Source organism: Prevotella sp. Sow4_E9_plate, assembly GCF_052116205.1.
Classification (GTDB): domain Bacteria; phylum Bacteroidota; class Bacteroidia; order Bacteroidales; family Bacteroidaceae; genus Prevotella.
In genome coordinates, this window is the sequence record NZ_JBQKLN010000034.1 from 28084 (window position 1) to 43734 (window position 15651).

Consider the following 15651-nt stretch of genomic DNA (forward strand, 5'->3'; position numbering starts at 1 on the left):
GTATTACTCGCATTGGTGGAAGGGCATTTTATACGGATAATCTCCAATGTGCTGTTAGTTTATCCATCCAAGCAGGGACACCAGATAGGCGTTCCAGTTGATGGCAATTTCGTTTGAGGCATAGCTGCCGACGTTATCCTGGTAGGATTCATCTGGAATATTGGAAGCATAGGCTGGTACGAATTCTGCATCTTCCCGTCCCTTGTTGGCTCCTCCAGCCACAAGACCAGGTACTGGTTCCTTGATATTGTCGGCTGCAGAGATACGGTGGTGGATATTCATGACCCTCTGGGTGCCGAAGCCTGTCAGGTAGCAATAGCCTGTGGCGTTACGTCCAAAGAAATAGTCTAAGGTGGAAAGGGCGGCTTGCCTATATTTGTTGTCCTTTGTCAGGGCATACTCGTACATTTGGGCAATGCCTCTTCCCAGGCAGCTTTCAGAGTTGCTTCCCCAATGGAAGTCTTGGGCATTGTTGCCGAAGATACTATGGAATGAAGAGGTAGCCAGTTCTTGGATATCCTCATCACATTTTTTCTTAAGAGATTCTTTGATCTCTTTCATAGGGAGCTTGCCGGCATCTGGGGTGCCAAGGAGTTCCTGGTTTACCCATTGGAAGATGCCCAGGCCTGCCACGTTACCCCAGGATGGAATGCTGAATTCATCCGGAACAAACTGTTTTGCCTGTTCCAGGTAGGATGTTTCAGAGGTTGTGAGGTATAGTTCTGTAGCAGCCCAGAAGAACTCGTCTTCTGTGTGGTTGTCACCATAACCACCCGTTTGGATGGCTGGCGAGAATTTCTTGTTGTTTCCATCCTGGTCGTAATAGACAGTGGGGTGTTTAACAGCCCATGCGTATGCTTTTTCTGCTGATTCTATGGCTTGTTGGCAGAAGCTTTGGAACTCAGGGAATCTTTGGTAGATTCTGGCAGCCAGTGCCATGGTGGCAGCAAAGTCGAGAGCAGCGGTGGTGGTTTTCTGTACCACATAACGTTGCTGCTTGCAGTCCTCTGGCATCACGAATCCCTCAAAGTTAGGGGTGGTGAGTTTATGATATACTCCTCCATCGGTTGGATCCTGCATGGTGAGCATCCACTCCAGATTATACATCATCTCATCCAGGATATCCGGTATCTTATTGTCGGATTCCGGAATTAGAAGATTGAGAGAATTGAATCTATCCTGATGGGGCTGGTAGGACTGCAGAATCAGTCCGAGGGTAAATCCAGAATTGACGATATACTTGTTATAGTCGCCCGCATCGTACCATCCCTTGGGAGAGGATATGATGGTTCCCGCAGGTCTTTTAGGGGTTGCAGCCGAAGGATGCACCATGACATGAGAGTCCAGGTGAGCTGCCGGGCGTGCGTACTCGCCAGCATACTTTCTTTCCAAGCTCTCCCCAGAACGCTGATAGTAATAGCCTTTGATGGATGCTTTCAAGGCTTCCGTATAGGGATCGCTGGAAATGATGAAGCTTTGTTGATGTCTTCCTGCTACCAGGGTATATCTGCCAGGCTTGGTGATAGAGGAGAAGTCTATCTCCTGGCGGATCTTGCTGGAGAATGGGGATTTCTTGGTGGTTGCATGTTTTGTGCGCCAGACGGTTTTACCCTCTTGGTCTCTGATTAGGAAGCTTTTGGTCTTTGCCTCCGGCTCAATGGTTGCTATCTTGCTTTCATGGATCAAATAGCCAACCTGGTTAACCTTGATGGGATTCTTCTCTGAAGAAGCTGGCATCGTTACTGCTGTCAGCAGCGCCATGGTGGTTAAGATTACTTTTCTCATTTTGCCTTGTTTTTAAAGTGTTATTGTTGTTTTATGCTTATTGTCTGCAAAGATAGTTATTTTAGTTGGAAATTGTTTCTGTTTTCTGGATTATTTTTGCTTTTAGTATGGGTTATTCTTTGTTGAGCCTTTTTGTTTCTATGGGACGGAACGTTTTAGGTCTCGTTCCGTCCCATATTATCATTTCCAGATATAGGTATTGAAAGAATGAGGTGTAGCCTTTACGTTCAGGAACTTCTTGCCTGCCTTAACAGTCAGAGCTGCATCTGAATCTGTAAAGTTGCCCACTGTCACTATATACTGACCCTTTTTATCCTTGAACACCACGACAGGGGTCTTGCTGTATTCACGGCCTGCATACGCCAGCATCTGGGTGCCCTTCTGTACGAAATGGCTGAAGTGCTTATATGCATAATACTCTGCCGTATATCGCATTTTGCGGGTTTTACCATCTACCTGGATTAAGGCATTCTGGGTCCAGCCCCATGGCGAGATGCCGTTGTCCTTCAGGATGAAGTTCCAGTTATAATACTCATCACAGCCGTTTCCCAGATTATCCGCCAAGAGGAAGAAGGTATGCTCTCCAGCCTTCCAGTCCATGGAGCCGTTTCCGCATTCACTCTCGCTCACCATGAAGCGATGGTTAGGATAGCGCTTGCGCATTTCCGGAAGATTGTTTCTGCATTCCCATTGGGTTCCGATTCCCTTTATGTTAGCCTGGAGAGTCTTGTCGTCCAGAATCTTCTCCACATAGTCGAGTCGGTTGGTGTTGAAGGTTCCTATCCATAAATCCACCTCTGGATGCTTCTTGGCAAGGGTAGGAGCGAGATATTCATTGTTGAATTTCAGGGTTCCTTCTGCAGTCCACGCACATCCCGGGTATGGAGTATAGGAGTAGGCTTCGTTCTGGTACATTACCTTGGTGATAGGCAAACCTTCCTCCTTATACAGCTCGATGAATTTGCAGAACATATCTGCGTAGCACTGCAGATAACGAGGGTCCTGAATGAAAAAGTCCTGAGTGGCAAGGCGGCGTGGGAACACTCCATTACGGTCGCCAAGGAGTTTCATCTCATCAGCATCCACCTGCCTGCCATCGTCCATATAGAGCAGATAGCTCTGACGGGGATCCATTTTGTTATATTGGCTTGGGGAAACTGGATAATCGTGGTTGATCTTCATCCATACAGGTGGGCTCCATGGCGACATGAAGAGTTGCAGATTGGGCTGATACTTCTGGGCCGCACGAGCCAGAGGAATGATGTTGCGCTTGTCGTGTTCTATATTGAAGTACTTGAGGGCGAAATCTCCATCCACATCGTCACAGCTATACCAGGCACGGGCATAGTCGTTGGCATTCATGGAAACTCTGCCGTTGGTAAACTTGAGGTCTCCTTCTGGAGAATACAGGTTATACATCACCTCATCCTGTTCCTTTCTGGTAAGCATATTGAATGCATCCCAGTCCAATTCATTGAATGTTGTACCGAAAGCTACGAATCGGGTTCCCTTGCTCTGTTCATTTACCTCGGCAACAACCTTTCCTGTGGCTTTGCCTGCCAGGGCAGTCTGGGATTTTTTCCAAGACTGCTCCTGGGTTGTTGAATACGATGTTACTTTCTGGGCGCTCATACATGCGCATGTCATCAACATGACAGATGTTAAGATAATCTTTTGCATAGTTGCTATTAATTAACGTACAAAAATTGTTTCACTGATTGTCTTGTCAAATTTTGAAGAAGAGACGGTGACGGTTGCTTTTCCTGGTTTGTTCCCACTTCTAATTACTACGATGGCTCTACCCTTATAGGTTGTTACCTTGGAAGAAGTCTTTGGCTCAAGATCCTTGAGATTTGCCGATGCAGCAGCAAGAAGCGTTGCCCTTCCCTTGACATCCACGTTTAATGGTATGTTGGCATCAGGTACTATGTTGCCGTTCTTGTCTATTACCTCCAGGGTGATATATGCAAGGTCCTCGCCGCTAGCTAGAATATGCTTTCTATCAGCCGTGAGCTTGATGGAAGCTAGTTCTCCGCTTGTCTGGAGGATGCTTTCCTTCACTTCCTGTCTATTGGCATCGAGAGATACGGCTTTCAGAACGCCTGGTTGATAGGGCAGTGTGATGACTGCCTTATACTCGGTATCTATGCCAACTTGCTTCTCTGCAACAAGCTGATCGTTCAGATACAGGCGGACTCTTGGAGACTTGGAGTAGATTTCCACATCGATATTCCTGCCTTCCCATCCCTGCCAGTTCCAGGATTCCCAGGTAGGCCATACCGACCATTGGGTTTCTGAGATATGCCCTTTGTAGTAGAAGTCAGGCTCCTTTACAGCAAGATAGATATCTGGTGAACCATCTTTTAGATTCCAGAGCATGCTGCGATAGTGGGAGATAGGCTTTCTCCATCCAGTGAGGTCAACATCACCGCAATAGGCTCCATGATAAGGGTAGTGATTTTCCTGATAATGCTCTTTTCTGGATTCGCCTTCATAATGGAACTGTCCGATGGCTGATTCTCCCAGATAATCCAATCCTGTCCAGACCATATCTCCGATGATGTAAGGGCGCTCCACGGTATGCTTCCAGTTGGCAAAGGCATCTCTTGGATAACTTTCTGTCTGCCACATCACTCTTTCAGGGCATCGCTCGTGGTCACTTTCTGCTTTGTGCATCATATAATTGTAGCCCACTATATCCAGAACCGCTGCATGAGGGTCGAAAATCTCCCAATCATGATCCCAGGAGCAGAGAGCCTCCGTTACTGGACGGGTGTTATCGAGAGATGTGATGACCTTCTTGAATTTCTGGGCGGTTTGAATCACCTTGATTTCCTTGCGTTCTATTACCTCGTTGCCGATGCTGTAGGAAATGATGCATGGATGGTTACGGTCGCGGAGTACCATGGCTTTGAGATCTTCCTGGTAGCAGGAGTCTATGGCAAGATGATAGTCATATTTGGTCTTCTCTGTATACCAGCCGTCATAGGCTTCATCTATGACCATCATACCCAGGCTGTCGCAAGCATCGAGCATGGCTCGTGTCTGTGGGTTGTGGGAAGTACGGATCAGATTGAATCCTGCTTCTTTCATCAATCTTACCTTGCGGATTTCTGCAGCGTCGAATGCCATGGCGCCAATCACTCCATTGTCATGGTGGACACAAGCTCCATTGATAAGGGTAGGCTGGTCATTTAGCAGGAACCCTCTTTGGGCATCATATCTGAAGGTACGGATGCCATGCTTGACGTTCAGTTCTCCCACTTGAATATCATAGAGCTTGGGATGTGCAGGAGACCATAGTTCCACATTCTTTAGCACTCGTCTCTCATTGAGCTTATCCTGATAGGTAATGCGGATTGCTGCAGAGTCGGCATGTGTGCCATCTTTAGACATACCATAGATCTTTTCTGTTTGGATGAATAGCTGCTGAGGGGCATCCATTTTATTCTCATGGTATTTTTCCAGCCATACATGTCTATAGATTCCCGATCCACTATACCATCGGCAGTTGGGTTGCTTGGAATTATCCACACGAACAGCGATGGTATTGATACCTTTTTTGATATAAGGAGAGATCTTGACCTTGAAAGGTGTGTAGCCATAGAAGTGAGTGCCAACTTGGATGCCATTCACGAAAACCTGGCTGTTCTGGTAGATTCCTTCGAAGTGGAGCCAGAGGCTCTCGCCTTTGCCAGTTTTCAGGTCTGTATCCCTCACCTGCTTTCTATACCAGCCGATACCGCCTGGGTAGTATCCACCTCCATTCGCAGTAGGTGCATCAGCCTTGGGGCTATGATAGATATCCCAGTCATGGGGAAGGTTTACTCTTGTCCACTTGCCGTCATTACAAGAGGGAAGTTGTGCTTCCTTCACATCCTGCTCTATGAATTTCCAGCCAAAATCAAAGTTCTGCACCTTACTTTGTCCACACGTTGGAGTAGTTATGCAGGCGACTACCCCAAGTGTAATGATTAAACGTTTCATATCTTTTTTGAATTTTAATTTAGTAAATGAAGAGTGGCTGCATGATAGTAACTGCCCGCTTCGTTTGAAAATGAAACAATAGACTGAATCCAGATGATGTAGTTTAAGGCTACTGATGCCATCGGTGGTCCTTTGCTAAGATTTGTTTTGTTGTTTATTGATTGCAAAGGTAGTAATTTTTGGTGGAATCGTATCTCTTTTCTGAAGATTTTTGCCCTACAGTATTACTTTTTCTTGTTTTTGTGATGGTCGTGTATCTTGTTTAAGTATTATTGCGTTATGGAAATAAGCAGAAAGAAAATTATTCAACCGTACAGGTCGAACATTTTTCCATCAAAAAAATACGTTATTTCGATTTTTTTTCGTAATATTGCACTCAAAAACAACATTAAAGGCTATTGATATGAAACGATTCTTTATTTCAATGATAGGTATCATCACATGTATGAACCTGATGGCACAAACTCCAGTCAGTTTTTATGACTCATTGCCTTCTGAAGGCTTTGGCCCCATAGATGAGTCGGCATCTACGGCAAATCTCCTGGAATTCAACAGCCATGACAAGGAAGGTAAAACTATAGATATCAGCAAGAGAAACAAGCATGTACGTCAGCTTGACCCCATCAAGGATGCTGAGACAATCGGAAAATACTCCAATGCAAGTTGTTTTTTGAATTGGTAAAAAAGAAGATTATTTATGTCAAAAAAGAAGATATTCAGATGCCAGGAATGTGGGTACGAGACCGAAATATATGAGGGACGTGGTTTCATGGGGCAGCACATTGAAGCCATGTCTTGTCCAGACTGCAGGAACATAGTACCTCTAGTGGTGGGTGGAGTGATAGGTGATGCTGCACCTAGCTTCAACTCTCTTGTGGGAAGACTGTGTCTGAGATGCGGATCGGACAGAATTCACAGGTGGGATATGCACACCTGTCCCAAATGCGGAGGAAAGATGCACCCCACGGGTGAAGAAGAATTTTGGACATAAAAACTAGCCTTTGCAGGAAAAAGGAAATTCTTTTCTAAACCTGTTTTTCAATCCATGCCATCAATACCGCTACTGCATATTGCTGTTCTTCTCTTGTCAGCTGTCTTCCGGCAGGTATATGATGCCATTTGAAGAAACATCCACGGCAGCAGCAGCCTGTAGCATGCTGAGCTATAAATACAGGATGCCCTCTCATCGGCGTCTGCTTGCCGTCATTGGGAATCACGGCAGGAGCAAGGCGTTTGGCAACGAAATCCTCTGTATGTTTACGGATGGTTTCCAAGCCCTTTTCTGCAATATATTCCTTATCCCTCTTCGAAAGGTGAAAACGGCTGCGGAATGCTGATTTGGAAAGTCTTTCAAACAGACCTGTCAAGTCATACTCTTTGTCTGTAGAGGTATGGTTTTCCTCGTTTTCTGAAGAGACAGTATCTTTCTGATAATTCTCTTTCTCCTCTGGAAATAAATTGAGTTCTACATATCTGGCATGGTTTGCCCTTGAATCTTTTTTCATATCTATTTATCTCCTATATCTGTTTCATCCTTGTAGCCAGAATTAACTCTCCACAGGGCGAGTTGTAATGTTGGATGTTTATTTGCTGCATTCTATCAAATACGATTAAACTTCTTGCAAAAATAATAAATATTCTCAGATTTCGCAAGATAAAGTACAATATGGCATTCTTATTTATAATATATTATACTTTTATTGAACTTTTCTTTGAGTTTTGTCATATTTTCATTAACTTTGCCTGCAAAACTATCATTAAGAGTTACCCTTTAAAATAAATGTATTATGCAGATATTATTGGCAAATGCCAAAATCATGTTTGATAAGGCTGATAGGGCAGCTGTTTCAAAGCCACTTTTCCAGTCTGTGGCAGAAATGTTGGCTGCAGAAATGGCTAAGTTGGACGTAGAGGAATTGGCTAGGCAACTTGATTGCAGCCACAAGATAGCTTTGGAAAACTGGAAACGCTATCGTAATTTTATGGCTGCAGAGAAGATACCTGCCATACTTTCCTACAATGGACAGGCGTATAAGCATCTACGTGCCAACACTTTGGGAGAAGAATCCCTGCAGTATGCCCAGAAACATCTCTGGATTACCTGCTTTCTCTATGGATTGCTTCGGCCGATGGATGGCATCGTGCCTTATCGTATGGAGCATTGCGTGACGCTTGAAGCTACAAACGACAAGCCGGTCAATCAATTTTGGAAAGATAAACTGACCGATGTTCTTATCCACAGTGTGAAAGCTGACGATGGCATACTTATCCATCTCTCTACGGCAGAATATGAACATCTGTTTGATTGGAAGAGAATTTGCAGGGAAGTGAAAGTCATCCAGCCCCTCTTTTATGTTCGCCAGAAGGATGGTAGGCTGAAAATGCAGGCTGTGTGGGCCAAATCCTGCCGTGGAGCTATGGTGAGATACATTCTAAGCAACCAACTTGCTACTCCAGAAGAATTGGCAGCCTTCAGTTACGAAGGTTTTGAATACACACCAGAATTAGGAGAAGTGGCTTTTCCGCATTTCGTTCGTAATATAACAAAATAGTACTTTTTTACTTTTCCTACATCAAAGATGATATCTTGGAAGACAAGGGAGCGGACTAGGCAATGCTTTAGTCCGCTCCCTTGTTTAATTTAGTTTAAATCCTGAAAAATTCTTGTTTATCTCTAGGTAAAATTGTATTTTTGCCGTGGAGAAAGTTATGTTCAGCAGTGCCGAACTTATATTCAACACTGCTGAACTTAAGTTCAACACTGCTGAACATAGATTCAACACTGCTGAACATGGATTTCTTCTAATAATAAAGACTATTATCCTTAAGAGTATAGGTGAATGCATTTAAGGATGCAAACCATCTCTTCCAGGATTACGGTCTCTCTTTATAAATGATGATGTAGAACTTAATAAGGAAAGGAATCGATATGGCAAAGTACAAGTTGCAGGAGATGTCGGATGTTCATCATACCGGCAAGCGTAAGGTTTATCCCAAGATGGTAGTCAACCGCACTCTATCTCGCAAGGAATTCATCGAAAGGATGCAGGGTTATCATCGTGGTATTTCGGCAAGCACCACGGAGGCAGTGCTGATGGATGTGGAAGATATGCTGGTTGAGATGCTCTCCATGGGCTATAATGTGAATCTGGAGGGCCTCGGTACCTTCTCTCTATCCTTGGGCTTCGAGGATGACAAGCCTACGGAGATGCAGGGCGATGACGACAAGATGACCCATCGCAAGGTAGGCGTAAGAGATGTGAACTTCAAGGCATCTCCCGATTTCATCAAGTCTGTGAAGCTGGCAGCCGACCGTGATCTGGAGCGGGATATGGGTGGCGTAAAACTGATATTGAAAAAGAAATATACCCGAGAGGAGCGTATCGCCCGAGCCCTGGATGTCATCGATGAGAAAGGCTTCATCGGGCTTACCGACTATGCCTACATCAACAACTTGAGCCGCACAGCCGCCTCATTGGAGCTGAAGGAGATAGACCATGACGAGACTGTTCCTATCCGCTCTGTGGGTCGGCACAGCCATAAGGTTTGGGTGAGGAGAAAAAAAATAAGATAAAGTATGATTTCTCATCATTTTCTTTGGTAGTTAGGAAATATTATTGTAGTTTTGCACAAAGAAAGAAAAAGTCTAAAAAGTAGTAGATATGGAACAGAAGAAGAAACGCGTATATCGCAAGCGCATCCCTTATGGCATGATGAATTTTGAGGATGTTAGAAAGGATGATTGCTATTATGTGGATAAGACTCCGTTCATAGAAGAAATGGAGGCAGCAAATAAGTTTTTCTTTTATATTCGCCCTCGCCGTTTCGGCAAGAGCCTTACCCTTTCTATGCTCCAGAATTACTATGATGTGAACAAGAAGGATAAGTTTGAACAGCTCTTTGGTGACCTTTACATAGGTAAGAATCCAACCCCTGAGCGTAATTCCTATTTGGTGCTGAATCTGAATTTCTCTGTAGTTGCAGCTGGTATCGACGATTATAAGGATGGTTTGGATGCTACCTGTAACATGTCTTATAATTTTTTCTGTGATGTTTATCAGCAGTATCTTCCAGAAAATATCAAGGAGGAAATGAATAAGCAGGAAGGGTGTATCGACCAATTGCAATATATCTGTCAGGAGTGTGATAAAGTTGGTCAGCAAATCTATCTCTTCATAGATGAGTACGATCATTTTACCAATAAGATTCTTGCTGAGCCGCAATATATGACCGGTTATCGCAAGCAGACGCATGGCGAAGGCTATCTGCGTCTCTTCTTCGATGCGGTAAAGGCGGCTACAAGTACATCCCTGAAGCGTGTTTTCGTAACAGGTGTCAGTCCTGTGACGATGGATGATTTGACCAGTGGTTTCAACATCGGCACCAACTATTCCTTGAGCGCCGAGTTTAACGAGATGACGGGATTTACGGAGGAAGAAGTGCGTGAGATGTTGACCTACTATTCTTCGGTTTGTCCTTTCCGTCATTCCGTGGATGAACTTATCCAGGTGATGAAGCCATGGTATGATAACTACTGCTTTGCTGAGGAGGTTTATGGAGAAACAACGATGTATAACTCAGTGATGGTGCTGTATTTCATAGACCAGTATATTAGTAGCAGATGTAGAATCCCGAAATATATGATAGAGGATAACATCCGTGTAGATTATAACAAGCTTCGTATGCTCATCCGCCACGACAAGGAGTTTGCTCATGATGCCAGCATCATCCAGCATCTGGTTACGGATGGATTTGTTACGGGAAACTTGAAAAGGGGATTTCCTGCCGAGAGCATCAACGATCCGGACAATTTCGTCAGTTTGCTCTTTTACTTTGGCATGTTGACCATTGATGGAACCTATCGTGGCAAGACCAAGTTTGTGATTCCAAACGAGGTGGTTAGAGAGCAGATCTATGCTTATTTGCTGAGCACCTATAAGGAGAACGAACTGGCTTACGATACCTATCAGAAGAGTGATTTGGAGAGTGGCTTTGCTTATGATGGTGATTATAAATCCTATTTCGGCTTTATAGCCGATGCCATCAAGCGCTATTCTTCTCAGCGTGACCGGCAGAAGGGTGAGTCGTATGTGCATGGCTTTACCTTGGCGATGACCTGTCAGAATATGTTCTATCGTCCTATCTCTGAACTGGACAACCAGGCTGGTTATGCCGACATCTTCCTGCGTCCGCTCCTGGAGAATTATCCGGATATGGAGCATTCATATATTGTGGAGTTGAAATACTGCAAGGCGGATGCCACCGATGAGCAGGTGGCGAAGCTGAGAGAGGCAGCTATCGCTCAGGTTAATCGCTATGCAGATAGTGATGTGGTGAAGACTGAGGTAAAGACCACCCGCCTTCACAAGATAGTTGTGATATTCAGGAGCGTGGATATGGTGGTGTGTGAGGAGATAGAATAATGTGTTTTGCTGCATTTAAAATCTGATGCTGAATGGCGTTTTTGTGTCTTAAAGTGAAGAAAGTCGTCCTTTTCTTTGGCATTACCAATTCTTTTCGTTAATTTTGTGGCGTTAATTTAAAAGAAAGGAATAAGATGGAAACGATTAATATTCAGTTTCAAGTACCTTCTACAGGTCAATATACGCTTGACGAATTTGTCGCCAAGCTCAAAGACTATGCAGAAAAATTAGCCAGTTCTATCTCCAAGTCTGGAAATAGTTACCAGGAAAGATATATGAGCCAGGCAGAGCAGGAAGCCTATGTGGCAGAAAGCCTCAACCGTGCTCTTGATGAAATGGAAGCTCATAAGAAGAATGGGACTAAGCCGATGGATGCTCGTGAATTGTTGAGAAGACTTCGAGAAGAGGAGGCGTAGTATGAATGTTAAGATTTATACGGAAAAAGAATTTGAGCGACAACTTAGAAAGCTTTCCAAGAAATATCGTTCAATGCTTGATGATTACGATGCTTTTCTTACAGGCTTAGAACAGGATCCTTTTCAAGGTACTAGTCTTGGCAAAGGTGTCAGAAAGGTAAGAATGGCAATAGCTAGTAAGGGTAAAGGTAAGAGTGGTGGTGCAAGGGTCATCACTTATAATCTTTACCAGGAAGGAGATTCCATTATCATTGATTTGTTGACAATCTATGATAAAGGAGAAATCTCTAATATCTCTGATGAGTTTATCAGTTTTTTGCTTGATAAACGTAAAAATGGATAATACGCAGAATAAGAATCTGGAAAAAGAATATGGCAGCAACTGTTTTTAATCAAGCACAGCTTGAACTTTTAGATATGATGCAATGGGTAAAAAGCCCAGAAGCATTGGCAGAATTGAAGCAGGTTATCTCTGATTTCTTTGCCAAGAAGGGACAGGAAGAATTAGATGCAATGTGGGAGCGTGGGGAAATGACAGAAGAAAAGCTGAAGAGCTTTGAGACATTGCATGAAAGAACTCCTTATCGAGGATTAAGGAATTTGTAGATTGTGTGATTGTGGAACTTTATTGTATTTCATAACGAGGATTGCCTTTCAGTATTTTTGATGCTGAAAGCTTTTTTGTGTCTTAAAGCGAAGAAAGTCGTTCTTTTCTTTGGCATTTCCAATTCTTTTCGTTAATTTTGTAGCGTCATTTCCGAGATGGCTGGCAAAGGGATGCTGGCTGAAAAGTCTGGGGATTGGTACTATTTTATGAGAAAGACGTTTACTCGTTTTCTTCTGGTTTGTTGGAACCTAGGAAATTTCAAGAATCGCTTAGAAGGAGGCAGATGTGAGCGCCTATGCATATTCGTATATATGCAGCACGAAGTGCGCCCTTTCGTAAGGAGGGGTGTGCTTGGTGCTATACTATATATACTATGGCGGCGTAGGCTCTATCACAAAGCACTCTTGGCGATACAGGTTTTCCTAGGACCTACAACAAGCAAGATAAGGCAAGTGATAGAACTCCTACGCCGTTTCTTGTAGATATAGCTTCATGGTAGAAAAGAAAAGTTCTTGTTTAGGGAGTTGGCAAGAAGAGAAGAAATGAACCAATGGAAACTAAACAGTATAACAGCCTCTTTTCCTTCATTTGGAACATAGCGAATGATGTGCTTGTACATGCCTTTGAAAAGGGTGACTACAAGAAAATCATCCTCCCTTTTATGGTGCTTCGACGTATCGACGTGTTGTTGGAACCTACTAAGCAACAGGTCTTGGATAAGAAAGCCTTTTGCGATAAGAACGGCTTGGCGGAATATGAGCCTTTCCTGACTAAGGTGACGGGCTATCTTTTTTATAATACATCTGCCTTTACTATGAGTACATTGAAGAATGAGATAGATCCTCAGCGACTCAAGATGAATGTCATCGAGTATTTCAATGGCTTCTCGGAAGATGTGCAAGATATTATCGACAAGTTCAAACTCCGTCAGCAAGTAGATAACTTGACGGAAGTTGGTCGTTTGGGGTCGCTTTTAGAGAAGTTCACCGACGGAAACATCAACCTTTCTGTCAATCCAGTGATGGAAGAGACAACCGATGAGAATGGAAATGCTGTTATGGTGGAACGCTTGCCTGGACTTGACAACCATACGATGGGAACTATCTTTGAGGAGTTGCTTCGTAAATTCAATGAGGAAAACAATGTGACAGAAGCTGGTGAACATTTTACGCCTCGCGACTACGTTCGCCTGTTGGCAGACCTTGCTGTCGTGCCTATTAAGGATAAGTTGGCCAATAACACTTATCATATTTATGATGGTGCTTGTGGTACAGGTGGTATTCTTACTATTGCTCAAGAAGAGATAGAGCGTATCGCCAAAGAGCAAGGAAAGCAGGTGAAGACAAGTATTTTCGGTCAAGAATTGCAAGCTGATACCTATGCTACCTGTAAGGCGGACTTGATGATTTCGGGCAATATCAACAAGTTTACGTATAAGCTTGATTCGGGTGAGCATCAGTATATTGCCTTTGGTTCAACAATTAGCCAAGATGGTCATGCTGGTGAGAAGTTCGACTTCTGTATCTCCAATCCTCCTTTCGGCACACCTTGGAAGGAAGACCTAAAAAACTGGGGCTTGGGAGATAAGAAGGAAGTAATTGATTGATCCTCGGTTCGTCCATAGTTCAGATGCCTCCTTGACAACAGCTTCTGAACTAATCAGTTTTATTCCAGACATAGGTGATTGTCAGATGCTTTTCTTAGCAAACAATGTGAGCCGTATGAAGGATACGCCTCTTGGTACCCGTATCGTAGAAGTGCATAATGGCAGCTCACTATTTACTGGCAATGCTGGGGGAGGCGAGAGTAACTTGCGCCGATACATTATTGAGAATGATTTGCTCGAAGCTATCATCGCCATGCCTGAGAAGGACTTTTATAACACTGGTATTTCTACTTATGTTTGGGTGGTGACCAATCGTAAGGAGGAACGCCGTCGTGGTTATGTCCAACTGATTGATGCTAGCAATATCAGTACGCCTTTGCACAAGAACTTGGGCGAGAAGAATTGTGAGACAACAAAGGAAGACCGCCGTCGTATCCTTCAACTTTTGATGGATTTCAAAGAAACACCTGAAAGCAAGATATTCCGCAATGAGGAGTTTGGCTATTGGCAAGTTCCTGTGCTTCGTCCGAAGAGAGACAAAGAAGGGAACATCGTGATGAAGAAAGGAAAGGTTGTCATGGCAAAGAATCGCAATGAGATGGAGTTGGTTCCATTGCTCTATCCTGGAGGAATTTCAGCATATTATGAGAAGGAAGTAAAACCATATGATTCCGAAGTCGAATTTGGTGAACCGACGTTAGGTTATGAAATACTTTTTGCTAAGTATTTTTATACTCCAACTCATTTGCGTTCTTTAGAACAAGTTATGGATGATGTTAAAGAGATAGGAGCGGATATTTATAAGTTGCAATTGGAGATAGAAAGTGTTGTAACTCGTGGTATAAATTCTGACGTGAAGTTCAAATCAACTAATATTCCTTGGTTGCCAGAAATTCCAGAGCATTGGCAAATCAAACCTATACGTTCATTACTTCGTGAAGTTACAGAGAAATCAGAAACGGGAGATGAAGAACTGCTAAGTCTTTCACAATATACAGGTATATCATATAAAAAAGATGCAAAAAATACAGGTATGTTTGAGGCAGAGAGCACTATAGGTTATAAGAAAGTATATCCAGGTCAGTTTGTTATGAATATTATGCTTGCTTGGAATGGTAGTTATGCTGTGTCGGATCTGGAGGGGATAATAAGTCCTGCTTATTGTGTTTTCGACTTCGTTTCAGATTGTGATAAATTGTATTATCATTATTTGCTAAGATTGGGCATATATTCGGGTGCTTTCAAAACGGCATCGCGAGGAATAATAGATAGCCGGTTGAGGCTTTACCCTAATCGTTTCTATCCTTTTCCTATTATTTGTCCACCAATAGAGGAACAACACGCTATCGTCTCATATATTACCGAGCGAGTAGCAAAGATAGATTCTCTGATAGAGAAGTTGAACAAAGAAATTGAGTGTATCAAAGAATATAAGCAACGCTTGATAAGCGATGTTGTTACAGGTCAAATTAAAGTGTCTTAGCTATGAGTAATGAAAATAATAATTCTGGTTGTTTTGCAATAGTATTAGGTATTATAGCAATAGTTGTTGTCCTTTATATCGTATTAGGATTCTTTGGCAATTTATTTGCATACCATAATACTGGAAATATTGAAGCGGCTAACGGTGCAGCAATATTTTTGCTATTGATAGTAGGAGTTATTGGTGTTGTATTGTATATAAAGAATAATTAGGTTATAGTTATGGATACATCAGTGCTGCCCCTCAAAAAGTAGACACAGAAAGGTGGAAAACTGATGGAAAATGATTACCTTTGCAAGCAGATAGAGTTGTGTGCCCTGTAGAGAGGGCGTAGCCCGAACGTA

General features: G+C 43.2%; 15 protein-coding genes. 11 read left to right on the top strand and 4 right to left on the bottom strand.

Going from position 1 to position 15651, the window contains the following annotated elements; all coding sequences use genetic code 11:
• Nucleotides 1-54: 54 nt before the first annotated feature.
• From ACTQ53_RS12400 to ACTQ53_RS12410, 3 genes are all read right to left on the bottom strand, one after another.
• Entirely contained in the window at nucleotides 55-1785 is a 1731-nt protein-coding gene (locus ACTQ53_RS12400; protein ID WP_441933228.1) for a glycoside hydrolase family 9 protein, read from the bottom strand.
• Nucleotides 1786-1965: 180 nt separating this feature from the next.
• A complete protein-coding gene (locus ACTQ53_RS12405) occupies nucleotides 1966-3465 on the bottom strand; it encodes a beta-glycosidase (RefSeq protein WP_294971013.1) in 1500 nt (499 codons plus the stop codon).
• A 12-nt stretch (nucleotides 3466-3477) separates the two neighbouring features.
• The gene (locus tag ACTQ53_RS12410) at nucleotides 3478-5772 is read right to left on the bottom strand and encodes a glycoside hydrolase family 2 TIM barrel-domain containing protein (RefSeq protein WP_441933230.1); all 2295 of its coding nucleotides are present in this window, start codon (nucleotides 5770-5772) and stop codon (nucleotides 3478-3480) included.
• A 403-nt stretch (nucleotides 5773-6175) separates the two neighbouring features.
• Between ACTQ53_RS12410 and ACTQ53_RS12415 the strand changes: the two genes are divergently transcribed.
• Entirely contained in the window at nucleotides 6176-6454 is a 279-nt protein-coding gene (locus tag ACTQ53_RS12415) for a hypothetical protein (RefSeq protein ID WP_441933232.1), read from the top strand.
• Nucleotides 6455-6469: 15 nt separating this feature from the next.
• Nucleotides 6470-6763 (top strand): hypothetical protein, encoded by a 294-nt coding sequence (locus ACTQ53_RS12420; RefSeq protein WP_233905206.1) that lies wholly within the window; start codon nucleotides 6470-6472, stop codon nucleotides 6761-6763.
• Between the two features lie 34 nt (nucleotides 6764-6797).
• Here ACTQ53_RS12420 and ACTQ53_RS12425 read toward each other — a convergent pair whose 3' ends face one another.
• Nucleotides 6798-7277: a DUF4186 domain-containing protein gene (locus ACTQ53_RS12425; protein WP_441933234.1), complete on the bottom strand. Its 480-nt coding sequence runs from the start codon at nucleotides 7275-7277 to the stop codon at nucleotides 6798-6800.
• Nucleotides 7278-7559: 282 nt separating this feature from the next.
• Between ACTQ53_RS12425 and ACTQ53_RS12430 the strand changes: the two genes are divergently transcribed.
• The 9 genes from ACTQ53_RS12430 to ACTQ53_RS12470 all read left to right on the top strand — a co-directional run bounded on the left by ACTQ53_RS12430 (nucleotide 7560) and on the right by ACTQ53_RS12470 (nucleotide 15519).
• Nucleotides 7560-8324, top strand: a complete 765-nt coding sequence (locus tag ACTQ53_RS12430; protein ID WP_441933236.1) for a YaaA family protein — start codon at nucleotides 7560-7562, stop codon at nucleotides 8322-8324.
• Between the two features lie 377 nt (nucleotides 8325-8701).
• On the top strand, nucleotides 8702-9346 hold the full coding sequence (locus ACTQ53_RS12435) for an HU family DNA-binding protein (RefSeq protein WP_441933238.1): 645 nt from the start codon (nucleotides 8702-8704) through the stop codon (nucleotides 9344-9346).
• Nucleotides 9347-9434: 88 nt separating this feature from the next.
• A complete protein-coding gene (locus ACTQ53_RS12440) occupies nucleotides 9435-11195 on the top strand; it encodes an AAA family ATPase (RefSeq protein ID WP_441933240.1) in 1761 nt (586 codons plus the stop codon).
• Nucleotides 11196-11329: 134 nt separating this feature from the next.
• Nucleotides 11330-11611 carry a hypothetical protein gene (locus tag ACTQ53_RS12445; RefSeq protein WP_441933242.1) on the top strand — a complete coding sequence of 94 codons (282 nt, stop codon included), beginning with the start codon at nucleotides 11330-11332 and terminating at the stop codon, nucleotides 11609-11611.
• A 1-nt stretch (nucleotide 11612) separates the two neighbouring features.
• Nucleotides 11613-11954, top strand: a complete 342-nt coding sequence (locus ACTQ53_RS12450; RefSeq protein WP_441933244.1) for an addiction module toxin RelE — start codon at nucleotides 11613-11615, stop codon at nucleotides 11952-11954.
• A gap of 29 nt (nucleotides 11955-11983) precedes the next feature.
• Nucleotides 11984-12217, top strand: a complete 234-nt coding sequence (locus tag ACTQ53_RS12455) for a dephospho-CoA kinase (RefSeq protein ID WP_295024987.1) — start codon at nucleotides 11984-11986, stop codon at nucleotides 12215-12217.
• A 551-nt stretch (nucleotides 12218-12768) separates the two neighbouring features.
• Nucleotides 12769-13824 (top strand): type I restriction-modification system subunit M, encoded by a 1056-nt coding sequence (locus tag ACTQ53_RS12460; protein ID WP_441933246.1) that lies wholly within the window; start codon nucleotides 12769-12771, stop codon nucleotides 13822-13824.
• A 115-nt stretch (nucleotides 13825-13939) separates the two neighbouring features.
• Nucleotides 13940-15307: an N-6 DNA methylase gene (locus tag ACTQ53_RS12465; RefSeq protein WP_441933248.1), complete on the top strand. Its 1368-nt coding sequence runs from the start codon at nucleotides 13940-13942 to the stop codon at nucleotides 15305-15307.
• 2 nt (nucleotides 15308-15309) lie between these two features.
• Nucleotides 15310-15519 carry a hypothetical protein gene (locus ACTQ53_RS12470; protein WP_441933250.1) on the top strand — a complete coding sequence of 70 codons (210 nt, stop codon included), beginning with the start codon at nucleotides 15310-15312 and terminating at the stop codon, nucleotides 15517-15519.
• Nucleotides 15520-15651: the final 132 nt, after the last annotated feature.